The sequence below is a fragment of the Sodalis sp. RH24 genome, assembly GCF_047324145.1.
Taxonomy (GTDB): domain Bacteria; phylum Pseudomonadota; class Gammaproteobacteria; order Enterobacterales; family Enterobacteriaceae; genus Acerihabitans.
Map to the genome: position 1 here is coordinate 3,555,472 of NZ_CP178729.1, position 18,217 is coordinate 3,573,688.

Consider the following 18,217-nt stretch of genomic DNA (forward strand, 5'->3'; position numbering starts at 1 on the left):
AAGCTTAATTAATTTACGCATGGTTATTTACGAGAAACTTCTTGTTCCCACCCGGAATATAACAATAATGATTATGTGAGCGGGGTCATGCCGGCTTATGACAACGGTCATAAAAATAGGGTGCTGAAAAGTGTAAAACATCTGTCATGTCAACAATACACTATTACCGGCTTGTCTGGCCTGCGACGACTTTCTCCTGGGTTTTTACCGCGGGAAATGCCGCCTGACGTGCGGCATGGTTCCGCTCGCCGCTTGCCTGTACCGAACGGAATAATCGTAACGGCTTAAGCTGCGTATTTCTCTCATTAATCGACCGCCCACTATTCTGATTTTATTGGAAGGGTCACATCTATGCTGATATTTTTATAACTAAAAGGTGCGATTTATGAATAGCCTACAGATATTTTCTTTTGTATTTTTTACGTGCCTTGTCGCTATTGTTACCTGGTGGAAAGTAAGGAAAAACGATACCCATACCCAGCAGGGCTATTTCCTGGCCGGTCGTTCCCTTAAAGCGCCAATAATTGCCGCATCGCTGATGCTGACCAATCTTTCAACGGAACAATTGGTCGGCCTGAGCGGACAGGCCTATAAATTCGGCATGTCGGTGATGGCATGGGAGGTGATTTCAGCTATTCCCCTGGTCCTGCTGGCGCTGGTGTTTTTACCGCGTTATTTGCAGCGGGGCATTATTACCATTCCGGATTTTATCGAAGAACGCTACGACAAAACCACGCGTATTATGGTGGACTGCTGTTTTTTAATCGCCACCGGCGTCTGTTTTCTGCCCATAGTACTCTATTCCGGCTCGCTGGCGCTCAACAGCCTGTTTCATTTCAGCGACCTTACCGGGCTGAGCCAGGGCAGCGCGACGATAGTCATGGTGATAGCCCTTGGCGTGATAGGCACCCTGTACGCGGTTATCGGCGGACTGCGCGCGATTGCCGTCGCCGATGTCGTCAATGGCATCGGCCTGGTGATTGGCGGGCTGATGGTGCCGTTTTTCGGGCTGATGGCGCTTGGCGGCGGCAGTGTTATCGCCGGCCTGAATACACTGACGGCGGATCATGCCGAGCGCCTCAACTCCATCGGTGGCGCCCATGACCCGGTGCCCATCGGCGCCGCCTTGACCGGCCTGGTGCTGGTGAATACCTTTTACTGGTGTACCAACCAGGGCATCGTCCAGCGTACCCTGGCCGCCAAGAACCTGGCCGAAGGGCAAAAAGGCGCGCTGCTGACGGCGCTGCTGAAAATGCTCGACCCGATAATCCTGGTCCTGCCCGGCGTTATCGCCTATCACCTGTATCAAGGGCTGCCCAAGGCGGATATGGCCTACCCGGTGCTGGTCAACCAGATCCTGCCCGCGCCCCTGGTCGGTTTTTTCGGCGCCGTGCTGTTCGGCGCCATTATCAGCGTGTTCAACGGGTTTTTAAACAGCGCCAGCACCTTATTCAGCATGGGTATCTACAGCCGTATTATCAATCCTGACGCCACGTCCAAGAAACAGGTGTTGGTGGGGCGTTATTTCGCCCTGATCCTGGCGCTGGTGTCGGTGGTGGTGGCCCCCGGCATTGCCAATGCCCCCGAAGGATTATACAGCTGGATGAAGCAGCTTAACGGGGTGTACAACGTTCCCCTGGTCACCATTATCATCATGGGGTTCTTTTTCCCGCGTATCCCGGCCATGGCGGCCAAGCTGGCGCTGCTGTTAGGTATCGTCAGCTATATCCTGATCAATTACGTTTTCCATTTCCCTATTCATTTCCTGTATGTGCTGGCGATAACGTTTTGCCTGAACGCGTTGGTGATGCTGGTTATCGGTAAACTTGCGCCGCGCGCCACCCCGTTTGTCTTCCATGATTCCCTGGCGGTGGATATGTCGCCGTGGCGGTCGGTAAAAATCGCCTCCGTCGGCGTTATTGCGGCGATGATATTTATTTATGCCTTTCTCGCCCGCTTCGGCGGCTGGCACAGCCTCTGGTTATGCTGGATCGCGGGCATAACCGTTGTCGCCATTTCCGGCTGGCTGATATTCGCCGGTTTGAGAAAAACCAAAACCAGGGAGGAAATCGCCTGATGCAACCTAATATTATTTTTATCATGACCGATACGCAGGCCACCAATATGGTCGGGTGCTATACCGGCCTTCCCCTGCATACCGAGCATATCGATGCGCTGGCCGGGCGCGGGGCCAAATTCAATTCGGCATTTACCACCGCGCCGCTGTGCACCCCGGCGCGCGCGGGCCTGTTCACCGGCCTGTATTCCAACCAAAGCGGTCCCTGGACCAATAATCTGGCGCCGGGTAAGAATATGCGCACCCTGGGCAACTATTTTCAGGATGCCGGCTGGCAAACCGCCTATATCGGTAAATGGCATCTTGATGGCCACGACTATTTCGGCACCGGCATCTGTCCGCCGGAATGGGCGGCGGAATATTGGTACGATGGCGCTAATTACCTGCATGACCTGCCGGAAGAAAAAATCAGCTTATGGCGCAACGAGCTGAATTCAAAGGAAGAACTTGAACAACATCAGATTGATGATGAATTTACCTGGGGCTATCGCATCAGCCAGCGCGCGATACATTTTATCGATAAGCAGCGCCTGCGGCGCGAGAAACCGTTCCTGCTGGTGCTTTCTTACGATGAGCCGCATCATCCCTTTACCTGCCCGCCGCGTTATCTCGACCGTTTTGCCGATTTCCATTACCCGCTGGGCGCAAAAGGAACCGATGATCTCAGCGATAAACCGATGCACCAGCGTTTGTGGGCCAGGGCGATGCCGTCGCCGGTAACGGATGGCGCCACCTATCATCATCCGATTTATTTTGCCTGCAATGATTTTGTCGACGACCAGATAGGACGCGTGCTGAACCACCTTACCCCCGACGAATGGGAAAATACCTGGATAGTGTATACCTCCGATCACGGTGAAATGATGGGAGCGCATCAACTTATCAGCAAAGGCTCGGCAGGCTATGACGACATCTGCCGCATTCCCTTTATCATCCACGGGCCCGGCCTGCCGGCGCGGGAGATTGATACACCGGTGAGCCATATCGACCTGTTGCCGACGTTATTATCGATTGCCGGTATCCCGGTGCCGCCGTCGCTGCACGGCGAAAGCCTGCTGCCTATGCTGTCGTCGGCGGAGCGGGAACGGGAGCGGTCGGTCATGGTGGAATTTAACCGTTATGAAATAGAACATGACAGCTTCGGCGGTTTTATCCCGATGCGCGCCTGGGTCACCAATGATTTAAAACTGGTGATTAATCTGTTTGACGATGATGAACTCTATGACCGGCGCAACGATCCCGAGGAACTGATAAACCTGATTGGCCGGGACGACTATGCGGAACGGCGTAATGCATTGCATGATAGCTTATTAGACTATATGGATAGTATTCGCGATCCGTTTCGCAGCTATCGCTGGGCCATGCGCCCGTGGCGGCCCGACAGGCATGAGCAATGGCTGGGCGCGTTTCGTCCTAAACCGGATGATTACGTCTCGCCGGTGGTCAGGGATTACGATACCGGCCTGCCGACCAAGGGAGTAAAAATTGAGGAAAAAAGACAAAAATTCTGAGGATGGGGACGAGGGCCGCGCCGTATTCGCAGAATTGTCCGGCAGCGAACACGCCATGTTTACCCGGCTGGATCAGTTGCCGAAGCAAACGCGCATTTATCCCCAGGAGGATGAGGCCCTCTCTTTTTATTACCTGCACAGTGGGTTGGTGGGGCTGTACCATATGCTGGAGAACGGTAAGGTGTGCCTGATCCGCCTGTTCGGCCCCGGTGATTTTTTCGGCTACCGCAGCCTGTTCGGTAATACGTTTTACCACTGTTCCTCGCGCGTGCAGCGCACCGCTACGGTAACGCGCATTACCCCCTATCAGCCGCAGCGGTTTTTATGCCGCTATCCGCGCCTGAATGTCTATTTGTTCATGCGGCTGGCGCGTGATCTGGGCGAGGCGGAAAAAAGGCTGGCCAGCATGGCCTACGATAAATCCCAGCAACGGGTATTACTGGGCATTCACTATTTATACCGGCAATGGCCGGGCTATGAATGGACCTGGCGTGAAATTGCCGAATACGCGGGTTGCGAAACGGAAACCGCTATCCGCCATGGCAGTGAGCTCAAGCTACAGGGACTGTTGCCGGATGAATTTACCGGTTAACTGCCGCCGCTGCCGGTGCGGCATGGTATTTGACGCGCAATATTGTTTGGAGTCGCGGTTATGAAACGCCCGTTTTCCCTGATGGCGAAACCCACCAGTTATCAATGCAATATTCACTGCGATTATTGTTTTTATGTGGACAAAAAAAATACCCTGTTACCCGCCGGAGCATCGGCGTCGAAGCATATGGCCGACGATGTGCTCAGGGAATTTATTAAGCAGTATATTGACGCCAGCGCTGGCGACGAGGTCATGTTTGCCTGGCAGGGCGGCGAGCCGACCCTGGCCGGAATTGACTTTTATGCCGCCGCGCTGCGCTATCAGCAGCGTTACGCCCGGGGAAAAAGGATTACCAACAGCATGCAAACCAACGGCGTATTGATAAACGATCAATGGGGCCGTTTTCTTGCCGATAATCATTTCCTGCTGGGTATTTCCGTGGACGGCACCGCCAGGCTGCATAATCATTATCGCCATACCGCCAGCGGCCGGCCGGTATTTGACAGCGTGATCAACGCCATCCGGATATTTAAGGAATATCATATAGATTACAATGTATTGAGCGTGGTGAACGATAAAACCGCCCAGGCGCCGCTGGAAATATATCTTTTTATCACGCAAGAGCTGGGCGCGCAGTATGTGCAATTTATCCCGGCCGTGGAACAAAGGTTGTCCGGAGCCGCGCGGGGGGACTTGATTTATCCCCGGTCGACGGCGGATAAAACGCTGACGCCATGGTCGGTGAGCGGCGAAGCCTACGGCACGTTTATCAATACCCTGTTTGACTACTGGGTACGGCATGATGTCGGCAGGGTGTTTGTGCAGCTATTCGATAATGCGCTGGCCGCCTGGTGCGGCGTGATGCCAAGCCTGTGCGTGATGCAGCCCACCTGCGGCCAGGGCCTGATCGTCGAGCAGAACGGCGATATCTATAGCTGCGATCATTTCGTCTACCCTGAGCATAGACTGGGCAACCTGATGACAGGGAACCTGGCCGCCATGGCCGGTGGGAAAAAACAGCGCCAGTTCGGCCAGCTAAAAGCCAATGTGGCGACGCCGTGTTTGTCATGCGACTATCGGTTTGCCTGTCACGGCGGCTGTCCTAAGCACCGTATTCACCGCATCGGGGGCCAGTGGCATAATCATCTTTGCGCCGGCTATAAAGCTATTTTTTCCCATATCGCGCCCTATATGGCGTATATGGCCGGCGAACTGGCGCGCCATCGGCCGGCCGCCGGCATTATGCGCGATATTGATCGGATTGCGGAGGCGGGGATTGAAAAAAAAGGCTAATATGCCATTAAAATAGGTACCCATCCCGTTGTCATAAAAATGTCATATTACCGACATGTATCTGTAACCTAATTGTCCTATTTTCCCTCCTGCAGCAATTATAATAATTGAAGAAAACGGCCATGGGCCGATTTTAAATATCCCACAGGAGGGATTATGAGACTGATGCATACCACCGTTGCCAGTGTTGTAGCAGCTACGTTCGCCCTGGCGAGTATTTCTTCGTTCGCTGCCGCCAACCTGACAGGTGCCGGCGGCACATTCCCCGCCCCGGTTTATGCTAAATGGGCTGATACCTATCAAAAAGAAACCGGCGTAAAGGTTAACTACCAGGGCATCGGTTCTTCCGGCGGCATTAAACAGATTATCGCCAATACCGTTGATTTCGGCGCGTCCGATGCTCCTTTAAGCGATGGCGACCTGAAGAAAGAAGGTTTATTCCAATTTCCGACCGTGATTGGCGGCGTGGTGCTGGCCATCAACGTACCGGGAATCAAAAGCGGCGAACTGACCCTGGACGGCCATACCCTGGGTGAAATTTACCTGGGCAACATCAAAAAATGGAACGACCCGGCCATCACCAAGCTGAACCCGGGCCTGAAGCTGCCTGATCAGAATATCGCCGTGGTACGCCGCGCCGATGGTTCCGGCACGTCGTTTGTCTTCACCAGCTATCTGTCCAAGGTGAATGCGACCTGGAAAGAAAAAATCGGCGCCGGTTCCACGGTTAACTGGCCGGTCGGACTGGGCGGCAAGGGCAATGACGGCATCGCCGCCTTTGTCCAGCGTTTGCCGGGTTCCATCGGTTATGTGGAGTACGCCTACGCTAAGCAGAACAACCTGGCCTACACCAAGCTGATTTCCGCCGACGGCAAGCCGGTAATGCCGACGCAGGATAACTTCAGCGCGGCGGCGAAAGGCGTCAACTGGCAGCAATCTTTTGCCCAGGATCTGACTAACCAGAAGGGCAACAATGCCTGGCCGATCACCTCCACCACGTTTATTATGTTGCATACTACCCAAACCAAGCCTGAGCAGGGCCGCGAAACCCTGAAATTCTTCGATTGGGCCTACAACAAGGGTGCCGACCAGGCTAACGCCCTTGACTACGCCACCTTGCCAAAGGACGTGGTCGAACAGATCCGCGCCGCCTGGAAGGCCAATATCAAAGACAGTAACGGTAAAGCGCTCTACTAAGTCCTTGTGTTTCGTCCCTTCCCTTACGGGAAGGGATTACGAACCAACAAAAAGAGTACTCTATGGCTGACAATACGCCGGCACGGCATGCCCCCGGTAAACAAGGCGACCTGATATTCGGTACGTTGGTCAGGTTGGCCGCATTGATTACCTTATTGATGTTGGGCGGAATTATCGTTTCGCTGATTGTCGCTTCGTGGCCGAGCATGGAAAAGTTCGGCTTCGCGTTCCTGTGGACCAAGGAGTGGGATCCGCCCGGTGAAAAATTCGGCGCGCTGGTTCCTATCTACGGCACCCTGGTGACCTCTTTTATCGCGTTGCTGATTGCCGTTCCGGTCAGCTTCGGCATCGCCCTGTTCCTTACCGAGCTTGCCCCCAACTGGTTGAAGCGTCCCCTTGGCGTCGCCATTGAGCTGTTGGCGGCCATCCCAAGCATTGTCTACGGCATGTGGGGGTTGTTTGTTTTTGCTCCCCTGTTCGCCCAGTATTTTCAACAGCCCCTGGGCGATGTGATGTCGACCATCCCTTTTATCGGCGTCCTGTTTTCGGGGCCGGCGTTTGGTATCGGCATCCTGGCCGCCGGTATTATCCTGGCTATCATGATCATCCCGTATATTGCCGCCGTGATGCGCGATGTGTTTGAGCAAACGCCGGTGTTGATGAAGGAGTCGGCCTACGGTATCGGCTGCACCACCTGGGAAGTGATCTGGCGTATCGTGCTGCCCTTCACCAAAAACGGCGTGATCGGCGGCGTGATGCTGGGCCTGGGACGGGCGCTGGGCGAAACCATGGCGGTGACCTTTATCATCGGCAATACCAACCAGCTGGACAGCATTTCCCTGTTTAGCCCGGGCAACAGCATTACCTCGGCGCTGGCCAATGAGTTCGCCGAAGCCCAGGCGGGTCTGCATACCGCCGCGCTGATGGAGCTGGGGTTAATCCTGTTTGTGATTACCTTTATCGTGCTGGCCTGCTCCAAATTCATGATAATGCGCCTGGCGAAAAACGAGGGGGTCAAATAATGGCGACCGTCGAGCACCAAATGACCCATACCGCGCCACAAATGGAAGCGCGGCGTAAAATGCAGTCCTGGCGGCGGCAGAAGAACCGTCTGGCGCTGTTATTATCCATGATCACCATGGCCTTCGGCCTGTTCTGGTTATGCTGGATCTTGCTGACCACGGTAAGCCGGGGTTTTGACGGTATGTCGCTGGCGTTGTTTACCGAAATGACGCCGCCGCCCAATACCGCCGGCGGAGGGCTGGCCAATGCCCTGGCCGGCAGCGGATTGCTGATTCTCTGGGCCACTGTTTTCGGCACGCCCCTGGGCATCATGGCGGGGATTTACCTGGCGGAATACGGGCGTAAGTCCGCGCTGGCGGAAGTGATCCGTTTTATTAACGATATCCTGCTGTCCGCGCCGTCCATCGTTATCGGTTTGTTTGTCTATACGCTGGTGGTGGCGAAAATGGAGCATTTCTCCGGCTGGGCCGGGGTGATCGCCCTGGCGCTGCTGCAGGTGCCGATTGTTATCCGTACCACGGAAAACATGATGCGGCTGGTGCCCGATACGCTGCGTGAGGCTGCCTATGCGTTGGGTACGCCGAAATGGAAAATGATTTCCGCCATCACGCTTAAGGCCTCGGTTTCCGGCATCATCACCGGCGTATTGCTGGCGGTGGCGCGCATTGCCGGCGAAACGGCGCCGCTGCTGTTTACCTCGCTCTCCAACCAGTTCTGGAGTACCGATCTCATGCAGCCCATCGCCAACCTGCCGGTGACGATTTTCAAATTCGCCATGAGCCCGTTTGCCGAATGGCAACAGCTGGCCTGGGCCGGCGTGCTGCTGATTACCCTGTGCGTGCTGTTGCTGAACATTATCGCGCGGATTATTTTCGCCAAAAAAACCTATTAAGCGTCAGGCGCCGACGCGTCTTTGATCGAAAGAGAGAGTGTTGCATGAGCGGGATCAACAACGCCAACGACAGCAAAGTACAGGTTCGCGATCTGAATTTTTATTACGGTAAATTTCATGCGCTGAAAAATATCAGCCTGGACATTGCCCGTAACCAGGTGACGGCTTTTATCGGCCCGTCCGGCTGCGGTAAATCCACGCTGTTGCGTTGCTTTAATAAAATGTACCAGCTTTATCCGGAGCAGCGCGCCGAAGGGGAGATCCTGCTGGACGGGGACAATATCCTCACCGATAAGCGCGATGTTTCCCTGCTGCGCGCCCGGGTCGGCATGGTGTTCCAGAAGCCGACCCCCTTTCCGATGTCTATTTATGACAATATCGCGTTCGGCGTGCGCCTGTTTGAGAAACTGTCGCGCAGCGAGATGGAGGAGCGCGTGCAGTGGTCGCTGACCAAAGCGGCGCTGTGGAACGAAACCAAGGACAAATTGCACCAGAGCGGTTATAGCCTGTCCGGCGGCCAGCAGCAGCGTTTATGTATCGCGCGCGGCATTGCCATTCGCCCCGATGTGCTGTTGCTCGATGAGCCCTGTTCAGCCCTGGATCCGATCTCGACCGGACGTATCGAAGAGCTGATTTCAGAATTGAAAGCGGATTATACCGTGGTGATAGTGACGCATAATATGCAGCAGGCGGCGCGTTGCTCCGATCACACGGCATTTATGTATCTCGGCGAGTTAATTGAATTCAACGATACGGATAGCATTTTCACCGCACCGAAGAACAAACAAACCGAAGATTATATTACTGGCCGCTATGGTTAATAACGGGATATATCATGGAAAACCTGAATCTCAATAAGCATATTTCCGGCCAGTTTAACGCCGAACTGGAACACATACGCACCCAGGTGATGGCGATGGGCGGCCTGGTGGAGCAACAGCTTACCGACGCCATCAGCGCGATGCACAGCCAGGATGAAGAATTGGCCAAACGGGTCATCGCCGGGGACGTCAAGGTGAATGCGATGGAGGTGGCCATTGATGAGGCCTGTGTGCGTATTATTGCCAAGCGCCAGCCTACCGCCAGCGATTTACGCCTGGTGATATCGATCATCAAAACCATATCCGAACTGGAGCGTATCGGCGACGGCGCGGATAAAATCTGCCGTACCGCGCTGGAAAAATACTCCCAGCAGCATTTGCAGATGCTGGTCAGCCTGGAGTCGCTTGGACGCCATACGGTGCAGATGCTTCATGACGTGCTGGACGCCTTTGCGCGCATGGATTTGGATGAGGCGATCCGGATTTATCGCGAGGATAAAAAAGTCGACCAGGAATACGAGGGTATCGTCCGTCAGCTGATGACCTATATGATGGAAGATCCCCGCACTATTCCCAGCGTGCTGACGGCGCTGTTTTGCGCCCGCTCCATCGAGCGTATCGGCGATCGCTGCCAGAATATCTGCGAATATATTTTCTATTTTGTTAAGGGACAGGACTTCCGCCATGTGGGCGGCGACGCGCTGGAAACGCTGCTGACGGGCACGGGTAAAGATAAGGCCGCGGATGCCGGCGGCGAGGCCAGTCCGCCGAAGGAATAATAATCCTGGCCGATCATACCAATACTTCCGGTGCGCCGGTCAACGCCCATCCCCGCGCGCGCCATAACGCCGGCAGCTGACCCATATCATCAAAGCGGGTGACCAGCGGGTGGTCAATCGGCGGATTATGCGCATCGGCGCAATAGTAAAATACCGGCATGCCGGCGGCGATGCCCGCCTGGACGCCGGACACCGAATCCTCGACTAAAATGCATTGCGCCACCGGTACCCCCAGCTGGGCGGCGGCATGATGGATCACCGCCGGGTCGGGCTTCCAGCGCTGCACATCGTAACCGCTGAACAGACGTTGCGCAAAAAACGGCAGCAGCGACGTCAGGCCAAGCGAGTGCTCCATTTTACTGACCGGACCGTTGGACACCACCGCCATCGGTACGACGATCCGCTGCAAAAGCTCGCGCACGCCCTCGATGGCAACCAGCCGCTCATCAAACAGCCGGGCTACATGCGCGCGGTACTCGGCTTCCAGGATATCCGCCCGCTGGCGCAGGCCGTGCTGTTCCCTCATACGATCGAAGATGTCATTGAGTTTTACGCCTTTGAAATCCCTGATGGCATCGGTAAGCGTCAGCGCAATGCCGTATTGGGCGAACAGGAGCACATAGGCCTCGCAACACAAGATCTCGCTGTCCACCAGCGTGCCGTCACAATCAAATAATACGCATGTTTTGTCCGTCATTAACCCTGTCCTTATACCGTTGCCGGGAATATCCGCTCTTACTTTACCCGATCAGGGCGGACAAGCGATCGCTTAACCCGTTGCCGCGCCTGTTTTTTGGCCCCGGCCGCGGGCAGCGGTGGATACCCGCTTAACCCGGCTGGTGGGTGTTACACAGTGGAACACACGGCCATAATGTTTTTTATAATATAAACAATTATATATCAACAACATATATAAGGATAATAGTGTAGTTAAAAATATATTGTCATCTCAGTGTGTAAAATTACACATCGATCACATTTAGCGATTCATTAACATGTTTTAATCATCCCACTTCTTCGACTGGGAACTGACTATGAAACATATGATGATTTGCTGCGGCGCCGGCGTTGCCACCAGCACCGTGGCGCTGAAAAAACTGGAAGCTTACCTGCAGGGGGAAAACTTGCTGGATAAGGTGCGCATATCACAGGGTACCGTGGCGGAAGCCGCCACCCGCGACGATGTGGACTTTATCGTTTCCACCTCGCCGGTGAAAGTGTCCGTACCGGTCATTAACGCTTTGCCCCTGTTGACCGGCATGGGGACCGACAAAGTATTCAGCAGCGTTAAAGAATTGATTCTCGCCGAGGGTTAATACCATGTTTGTTATCGATTATATCGTGAGCATGGGGGCCTCGGTCATGATGCCCCTGATCTTCATTCTGCTGGGATTGCTGCTGCGTTTATCCATCGCCAAATCGATTAAAGCCGGGCTGATGGTGGGGATCGGTTTTATCGGATTAAGCATTACCGTTAACCTGATGATTGATTCGTTAACGCCCGTCAGCCATGCCATTGTCGAGCGGTTCGGCCTGAACCTGACGGTATTGGACATGGGATGGCCCGCCGCCGCCGCCGTGGCCATGGGTACCCGGGTCGGCGCGCTGGTGATCCCGGTGTGCGTCGCCATCAATGTCCTGATGCTCTATACCAAGACCACCCGTATCCTGAACGTGGATATCTGGAACCTGTGGCATCACGCGTTTACCGGCTCGCTGGTGGCCATTATCACCGGTAACCTCTGGCTGGGGGTGCTGGCCGCCGGGCTGAACTGTATCGTCACCATGGTGATAGCCGATCGCACCACCGCCGATGTGGAAAAATACCTCAATTTGCCGGGTATCTCGGTGCCGCATGGTTTTTCCGCGTCGTTTGTGCCCGCCGCCTGGCTGGTTAACGCGATAGTCGATCGTATCCCCGGCGTGCGCGATATTAAAATCGATACCGATGTGATTCAAAAGCGCTTATCGATATTAGGCGATCCCGCCTGCCTGGGCGCGATTATCGGCGCCATCCTGGCCGTTATCGCCGGGGTTGATGTGAAGGCCATCCTGCAAACCGCCATCACCATGGCCGCGGTGATGACCATTATCCCCCGCATGGCCAAGATGTTGATGGAAGGGGTCTATCCCATCAGCGAGCGTATCCAGGAAATTGCGCAGTCCCGGGCCGGTTCGTTCGGCAAAATTTCCATCGGGCTGGATTCCGCCGTCAGCGTCGGCCATCCGGTTACCCTGTCGGTGTCGATGCTGATGATCCCGATTATGCTGGTGCTGGCGGCGATTATCCCCGGTAATCAGTTTCTGCCGTTCGCCTCGCTGACGGGCCTGCCGTTTGCCTTTGTGCTGGTGACCGCCGTATGCCGGGGCGATATGTTCCGCACCCTGCTCACCGGCCTGCTTACCCTGAGCCTGGCGCTGTTAATCGGCACCAGCCTGGCGCCGCTGGTGACCAGTACCGCCGTCAGCACCGGGTTCTCGTTACCCCATGGCGCAACCAGTATCAGCAGCGTTGATTATGCCGGCGCAATGCTGCCCTGGGTCATTATCCAGGGGTTCTATTTCAAGGCCATCGGCGTCGGCGTGCTGATCCTCTTGGCGCTGCTGCTGGCGCTATGGAACCGCAAAAAAATCCTCCGTGAGGACCGGTTGGCGGCGCAAACGGGCGCCGCCGGCACAGAGATGGGAGAATAATCATGATGTTCAGCGCCGAGCGCGTCTTCACCATTACCCAGCCGATAAGCCGTGATGAACTGCTGACCCTGATGGCGGACAGCCTGTACGCGGACGGCTTGGTCAAAGCAAGCTTTCGCCAGGGCGTGCTTGATCGGGAAGCGGTTTATCCCACCGGCATCGATATGGAGACGCACAGTATCGCCATACCCCATACCGAGTTTGAACATGTGCTCGCCACCGGCTTTGCCGTCGCGGTAAACCAGGCGGGGGTGGAGTTCCATCGCACCGATGAGCCACAAGCGGTGGTAAAACCGGCCGTCGTGGTGTTAATGGCCATCGATCCGTCGTGCGAAAAAGTGGCCATTATCCAATCCCTGTTTGCATTGCTGGGGGATATTGAGCAGGTTAACAAAATCGGCGGAAACTCGCCGGAGGGCATCGCGAAACTGTTCACTGAATCCATCACTACCCGTTAGAATGAAGCCGGAATCTCCCTACGCCTTCAGAGAAATGCGATGTTAAGAATAAGCCAGGTGATTGAGATAGCAATGGTCAGCCGCAAGACGGTTTATAACGCCATCAACAGCGGCCGCCTGAAATATCAGATGGTTAACCTGGATAACCGTCAGGTGCGCATGTTTCATGAACATGACGTGCTTGACGCGTTTCCCAAAGCCAACCGCACTTCGCTCGAAGTGCGGGCGCTGCAGCAGGAGATCGCCTCCCTGAAATTCGCCCTGGCGGAGCTGCAAAAGGCGGTGGAGGCCATGGATCCTTCCGTTCAGGTGGAGATGATCGCGGCAAAACCTAAAAAATAGGCGTCCGGTGTTCGCTTGCTGTCCCGGTTTGTTTGGTTTAAGCAATATTAAGCAAGGATCGTCAAATTATCATTGCATAAAAGTACATGTACAACCGCGTTGGTTTATCATTAAATGGGCCGGGAAAAGGTGCTTATATTTAATTTATCGTTACCAAGGAAGGTTATGTGGTATTTTTCGGCAACCAATATACGGCATGATATAAATAATGATTACCTTGATTATGCTGAGGAGGCCAATCAACCGCTTATATCCGAGGTAAACTCGATCAGTAATAGTCAAATATCTATAAATGCTAGCGCTACTAATATGCCCGTTCACAAGCCTTTTTTCCGGCGCGTAATGCAGCGCATGGCCGATATGCTGGCTTATGTCGGCAATTATTTTCATCATGGCGACCAACAGTGGTCTTTTGGCGCCACAAACAGTTCTCACCCCAAGATGGGCGCTATCGTACCATTACTTGATGAGCCGTCAATGGCAAGAGCTACCCTTATCATTAACGACCTTATGGTCCCTTTGCCGTCCCTGGGAGATAAACAACAGACAGTTGAAGAAAAGGTTTATTTTATCGGGATTGCCGTTATACGGCTGGCTGAATCGAAAGCGCAGAACTTAATTCATGGCCGCGCAAAGAAAAAGGCATGTGAAATAATAAATAAGGGTGATGACCATCCGGGCATCGGTATGCTGAGGCATATAGATAGCAGCTGCAAAGGGCAGAAAAGTTTTGCCGTGTCGCTGCTCGTTCTGGCCATGGAAATAGGCCGTATGGATTTGTCGTGTTCCGGTTCTAAAAAATTTGGCGATTCACTGCATGCCATGGCCGTGTTATGGGGCTATATTCTTGCCAATGCCGCGACCGGCGGCACCAATGGAACGGGCATCGGCTTGGTGGATGAGCGCGCGGGCGGCGTCAGTGTGCCCAGCGTTTAATAATCAGTGAAGTATTAATACCGCCGAAGGCAAAGTTATTGGACTGGATATAACCGGTGTCGATGAGCCTGGGCTGGCCGGTGATATAGTCCAAATCGCCGCATTCCGGGTCCGGCTGGCGCAGGTTAAGCGTTGGGGCAAACCAGCCCTCGCGCATCATTTCCAGGCTCATCCAGGCTTCCAGCGCGCCGCAGGCCCCCAGCGTGTGGCCGAAATAGCTCTTCAGCGAGGATATCGGCGTGGTATTACCGAATAGCGCGGCGGTGGCGCGGCTCTCGGCAATGTCGCCGCGTTCCGTGGCGGTGCCGTGCGCGCTGATATAGCCGATGTCACCGCTGGATACGCCGGCGTTTTGCAGCGCCTGCGCCATGCAGATTTGCATGGTGGACTGCTGCGGCTGGGTAATATGGCTGGCATCGCAGTTGGTGGCGAACCCCACCAGCTCGCCATAAATAGTGGCGCCCCTGGCCCGGGCAAAATCCAGCGCTTCCAATACCAGCGTGCCCGCGCCTTCGCCAATGACCAGTCCGTCCCGGTTGACATCAAAGGGGGCGGGTGTGAGCTTAGGCGCGTCGTTAAGCTGGCTGGTGGCAAACAGCGTATCGAAGGCCGCCGCCTCGGAAGGACAGAGTTCCTCGGCGCCGCCGGCCACCATGACCGTTTGGTAGCCATGCTTGATGGCTTCATAGGCATACCCGATGGCCTGGCTGCCGGAGGTGCAGGCGCTGGAGGTGGGGATTACCCGGCCGCGCAGGCCGAAGAACAATCCGGCATTGACCGCCGTGGTATGCGGCATCATCTGCACATAGGTGGTGCCGGTGATATTGTGGGTGTGTTTCTCCGTCAGCATGGTGGCGAAATCGCTGATGGGTTTGGTGCTGCCGGTGGACGAGCCGTAGGCAATGCCTGTTTCGCCGCCGGTCAGGATGGCATCATTCAGCAGCCCCGCCTGTTCCAGCGCCAGTTCGGTGGCCCGGGTCGCCAGCAGCGATACCCGGCCCATGGAGCGGATGCGCTTGCGGGTATAATGTTCGGGCAGCGCAAAGGCGGGCAGCGGGGCGGCCAGCAGGGTATTCAACCCGTCGAACTCGCGCCACTGCGGCATGGCGACCACGGCGTTTTCCAGGCGCTTAAGGCCTTGCGCCACCGCCTGCCAGCTTTCGCCAAAGGCGGTGACGCCGCCCATGCCGGTAATCACCACGCGGCGGTTCATAGCATGCCTCCGTTAATGGAGATGACCTGGCGTGTGATATAACCGGCCATGTCCGACATCAGGTAGCCGGCAAGTCCCGCCACTTCATCCGCCTGCCCCATGCGTTTCATCGGGATAAGGCCCATGGCCTGGTCCAGGGCGCGCGCGTCCAGGTCGATCATGCCGGTATCAATCAGCCCCGGCGCAATGCAGTTAACGGTGATATGCCGTTTCGCCAGCTCAACCGCCAGCGCCTTGGTGGCGCCGATAATGCCGGCCTTGGCCGCGCTGTAGTTGACCTGTCCCCGGTTGCCGATGAGACCGGATACCGAGGACAGGGTGATGATGCGCCCGCCGCCGCGCAGGCCGATCATCGGCATGATGCAGGGATGTAATACGTTATAGAAACTGTCGAGATTGGTATGCATTACACTGTCCCAATCCTCGCCGTCCAGCGCCGGGAAGGCGCCGTCGCGGGTCATGCCGGCATTGCTGACCACGCCGTAATACGCGCCGTGCCGGTCGATATCCGCCGTTATCGCCTGACGGCATGCGTCGCGGTCGGCGACATCAAAGGCGATAATCCGTCCCCGGCCGCCCTGCGCCGTTATCCGCAGCAGCGTTTCCTCCGCCCCTGCCCGGTCATGATGATAGTGAACGATTGCCGTAAAGCCGTCCCGCGCCAGCTGGCAGGCTATCGCGCGTCCTATTCCCTTACTGGCTCCCGTCACCAATACCGAGCGTGTCATCGTCTTATTCCTGTAATAATGGGTTAATTTCATTTTCATCGGGCTGATAAGTATTCAGCCGCCCGGAAGCAAGGGTGTCGCCGGCGCACTCTATCCGGCATTCAAAGCTGCCGATACGCTCATCCCGCAGCAACAGGCTGATGCTGATATCCAGCTCGCTGCCATGGGGAAATACCGGCCGGGCGCAGTGTAAGGCGCGCGCGCCCAACAGCAGGCCGGGACGGGGCGGCTCGCCGCGCTGCCGCCCATGCCAGCCGGACCAGACGCCGATGGTTTGCGCCATCATCTCCAGTGCGTACCAGGCGGGCAAATCGCCGTGCCTATTCAGAAAGGGACCCAGCACGCCTTCGCGGCCGACGGCGACCCGGCAGCGGGCATGCAGATCGTCGATAGCGCAGACGTGTTCGATCAGCACCATCGGCGTGTCGTGCGGCAGATAGTGCGCGGCGGGCAAGGCATCGGGCATGACGGGTGTTTCAGGCAACATGGCTTACCTCGTTATCGCCCAGAATAAGGCAGGTATTATTGCCGCCGAAGGCGAACGAGTTGGACATGATATAACGCCGGGCCAGGCGGGCGGGCGCGGTCAGCAGGCCGAACTCCGCCAGGCCGGGATCGAGGGTGGCGGCGGAGAAATCCTGCGGCGGCAGCGGCAGGGAGTCGGTCAGCAATAACCAGCCGAGCGCCGCCTCGATTGCCCCGGCGGCGCCCAGCGTATGGCCGGTCAGGTGTTTGGTTGAACTGCAGGGAACCTGTTGACCGAACAGACGGTGAATCACCAGCGCTTCGATGCGGTCGTTCAGCGGGGTGGCGGTACCGTGTAGATTAATGTAACCGATATCCGACGCCGCGAGATTGGCGTCCGCCAGGGCCATTTCAATGGCGCGGATCGCGCCGCTGCCTTCGGGATGGGGCGCTGACATATGCCAGGCGTCGGAGGATTCGCCGATGCCCCGCAGGGCAACGGCGCCCTGCGCCCGGGTCAGCAGCAGCAGCGCCGCGCCTTCGCCGATGCTGATGCCGTCGCGCTCGGCGCTGAACGGCCGGCAGCGTTCCGCGGATAACGATTCCAGGCTGTCGAACCCGTTGATCGGCATCCGGCTCAGGCTATCGGCGCCGCCGACGATGGCCGCGTCCGCCATGCCGGTTTCAATCAGCCGGCGTCCGCTGATAATCGCCCGCGCGCTGGAAGAGCAGGCGGTGGATAAGGTATAGGCCGGGCCCTCCAATTGCAGGAACGCGGCGAGAAAACGCGCCGGATCCCCTAATTCCTGCATCTGATAATAATATCCTGGCGATGTTTCCCCGCGCGCGGCGGCGGTAACCTGCCGATCGCATTCATCCAGCCCCGAGGTGCTGGTGCCCAGCACGATGGCCACGCGCTCCGCGCCAAAGGCGGCCACGGCGTCGTCCACCTGGGCGCGGATTTGCGCCAGCGCCCCCAGCAGCAGGCGATTATTACGGCTATCGTGGCGCTGAAGCCGGGCGGGTATCCGCGGCAGAGGGCCGGTAACCGCTCCCAGCCAGCAGGGACGCCCCCGCAATAGCCAGTCATGGCTCAGTTTCATCCCCGGCGCCACGCCGCGCGTAAGATTGGCGGCGATCTCCGCCATATCGTTACCCAGGGCATTTAGCATGCCGACCGCTGAAATTGAAATCAT

Annotated in this window: 19 protein-coding genes; 14 read left to right on the forward strand and 5 right to left on the reverse strand. The window is 56.3% G+C overall.

Features of this window, described 5'->3' with window-relative positions:
* The first annotated feature begins 385 nt into the window (after positions 1-385).
* The 9 genes from ACL2XG_RS16130 to phoU all read left to right on the forward strand — a co-directional run bounded on the left by ACL2XG_RS16130 (position 386) and on the right by phoU (position 10,185).
* Positions 386-2,077, forward strand: a complete 1,692-nt coding sequence (locus tag ACL2XG_RS16130; RefSeq protein WP_410012847.1) for a solute:sodium symporter family transporter — start codon at positions 386-388, stop codon at positions 2,075-2,077.
* Entirely contained in the window at positions 2,074-3,588 is a 1,515-nt protein-coding gene (locus ACL2XG_RS16135; protein ID WP_413723520.1) for a sulfatase-like hydrolase/transferase, read from the forward strand. Before ACL2XG_RS16130 ends, ACL2XG_RS16135 begins: the two co-directional genes overlap by 4 nt.
* Positions 3,563-4,180 (forward strand): Crp/Fnr family transcriptional regulator, encoded by a 618-nt coding sequence (locus tag ACL2XG_RS16140; RefSeq protein ID WP_410012848.1) that lies wholly within the window; start codon positions 3,563-3,565, stop codon positions 4,178-4,180. Before ACL2XG_RS16135 ends, ACL2XG_RS16140 begins: the two co-directional genes overlap by 26 nt.
* A 60-nt stretch (positions 4,181-4,240) precedes the next feature.
* Positions 4,241-5,473: an anaerobic sulfatase maturase gene (locus ACL2XG_RS16145; protein ID WP_413721761.1), complete on the forward strand. Its 1,233-nt coding sequence runs from the start codon at positions 4,241-4,243 to the stop codon at positions 5,471-5,473.
* A 156-nt stretch (positions 5,474-5,629) separates the two neighbouring features.
* Complete coding sequence (gene pstS / locus ACL2XG_RS16150) at positions 5,630-6,670, forward strand: phosphate ABC transporter substrate-binding protein PstS (protein WP_410012850.1); 1,041 nt, start codon at positions 5,630-5,632, stop codon at positions 6,668-6,670.
* Positions 6,671-6,732: 62 nt separating this feature from the next.
* Positions 6,733-7,692 carry a phosphate ABC transporter permease PstC gene (gene pstC / locus ACL2XG_RS16155; RefSeq protein ID WP_410012851.1) on the forward strand — a complete coding sequence of 320 codons (960 nt, stop codon included), beginning with the start codon at positions 6,733-6,735 and terminating at the stop codon, positions 7,690-7,692.
* Positions 7,692-8,585 (forward strand): phosphate ABC transporter permease PstA, encoded by an 894-nt coding sequence (gene pstA / locus ACL2XG_RS16160; RefSeq protein WP_410012852.1) that lies wholly within the window; start codon positions 7,692-7,694, stop codon positions 8,583-8,585. Before pstC ends, pstA begins: the two co-directional genes overlap by 1 nt.
* Positions 8,586-8,629: 44 nt before the next feature.
* The gene (gene pstB / locus ACL2XG_RS16165; protein WP_410012853.1) at positions 8,630-9,406 is read left to right on the forward strand and encodes a phosphate ABC transporter ATP-binding protein PstB; all 777 of its coding nucleotides are present in this window, start codon (positions 8,630-8,632) and stop codon (positions 9,404-9,406) included.
* 14 nt (positions 9,407-9,420) lie between these two features.
* The gene (phoU, locus tag ACL2XG_RS16170; protein WP_410012854.1) at positions 9,421-10,185 is read left to right on the forward strand and encodes a phosphate signaling complex protein PhoU; all 765 of its coding nucleotides are present in this window, start codon (positions 9,421-9,423) and stop codon (positions 10,183-10,185) included.
* Between the two features lie 13 nt (positions 10,186-10,198).
* On the opposite strand, the gene yieH is transcribed toward phoU, so the two are convergent.
* Entirely contained in the window at positions 10,199-10,882 is a 684-nt protein-coding gene (yieH, locus tag ACL2XG_RS16175) for a 6-phosphogluconate phosphatase (protein WP_413721760.1), read from the reverse strand.
* A 337-nt stretch (positions 10,883-11,219) separates the two neighbouring features.
* Here yieH and ACL2XG_RS16180 point away from each other — a divergent pair, with 337 nt between their 5' ends.
* From ACL2XG_RS16180 to ACL2XG_RS16200, 5 genes are all read left to right on the forward strand, one after another.
* Positions 11,220-11,501, forward strand: coding sequence for a PTS sugar transporter subunit IIB (locus ACL2XG_RS16180; RefSeq protein WP_410012856.1), 282 nt, complete (start codon positions 11,220-11,222; stop codon positions 11,499-11,501).
* 4 nt (positions 11,502-11,505) lie between these two features.
* On the forward strand, positions 11,506-12,879 hold the full coding sequence (locus tag ACL2XG_RS16185) for a PTS galactitol transporter subunit IIC (protein WP_410012857.1): 1,374 nt from the start codon (positions 11,506-11,508) through the stop codon (positions 12,877-12,879).
* 2 nt (positions 12,880-12,881) lie between these two features.
* Positions 12,882-13,337 (forward strand): PTS sugar transporter subunit IIA, encoded by a 456-nt coding sequence (locus tag ACL2XG_RS16190; RefSeq protein WP_410012858.1) that lies wholly within the window; start codon positions 12,882-12,884, stop codon positions 13,335-13,337.
* Positions 13,338-13,394: 57 nt separating this feature from the next.
* Positions 13,395-13,679: a DNA-binding protein gene (locus ACL2XG_RS16195; protein ID WP_413721759.1), complete on the forward strand. Its 285-nt coding sequence runs from the start codon at positions 13,395-13,397 to the stop codon at positions 13,677-13,679.
* Between the two features lie 165 nt (positions 13,680-13,844).
* Complete coding sequence (locus tag ACL2XG_RS16200; RefSeq protein ID WP_413721758.1) at positions 13,845-14,615, forward strand: hypothetical protein; 771 nt, start codon at positions 13,845-13,847, stop codon at positions 14,613-14,615.
* Here ACL2XG_RS16200 and ACL2XG_RS16205 read toward each other — a convergent pair.
* Genes ACL2XG_RS16205 through ACL2XG_RS16220 form a run of 4 tightly spaced genes read right to left on the reverse strand, consistent with a single transcriptional unit; the run spans position 14,596 to position 18,217 of the window.
* Positions 14,596-15,828, reverse strand: coding sequence for a beta-ketoacyl-ACP synthase (locus tag ACL2XG_RS16205; protein WP_410012861.1), 1,233 nt, complete (start codon positions 15,826-15,828; stop codon positions 14,596-14,598). The two genes, ACL2XG_RS16200 and ACL2XG_RS16205, sit on opposite strands and share 20 nt — an antisense overlap.
* Positions 15,825-16,556 (reverse strand): 3-ketoacyl-ACP reductase FabG2, encoded by a 732-nt coding sequence (locus ACL2XG_RS16210; protein ID WP_413721757.1) that lies wholly within the window; start codon positions 16,554-16,556, stop codon positions 15,825-15,827. Before ACL2XG_RS16210 ends, ACL2XG_RS16205 begins: the two co-directional genes overlap by 4 nt.
* A 4-nt stretch (positions 16,557-16,560) precedes the next feature.
* Positions 16,561-17,022, reverse strand: a complete 462-nt coding sequence (locus tag ACL2XG_RS16215; protein WP_413723519.1) for a 3-hydroxy-fatty acyl-ACP dehydratase — start codon at positions 17,020-17,022, stop codon at positions 16,561-16,563.
* 10 nt (positions 17,023-17,032) lie between these two features.
* Positions 17,033-18,217 (reverse strand): beta-ketoacyl-[acyl-carrier-protein] synthase family protein, encoded by a 1,185-nt coding sequence (locus tag ACL2XG_RS16220; protein ID WP_413721756.1) that lies wholly within the window; start codon positions 18,215-18,217, stop codon positions 17,033-17,035.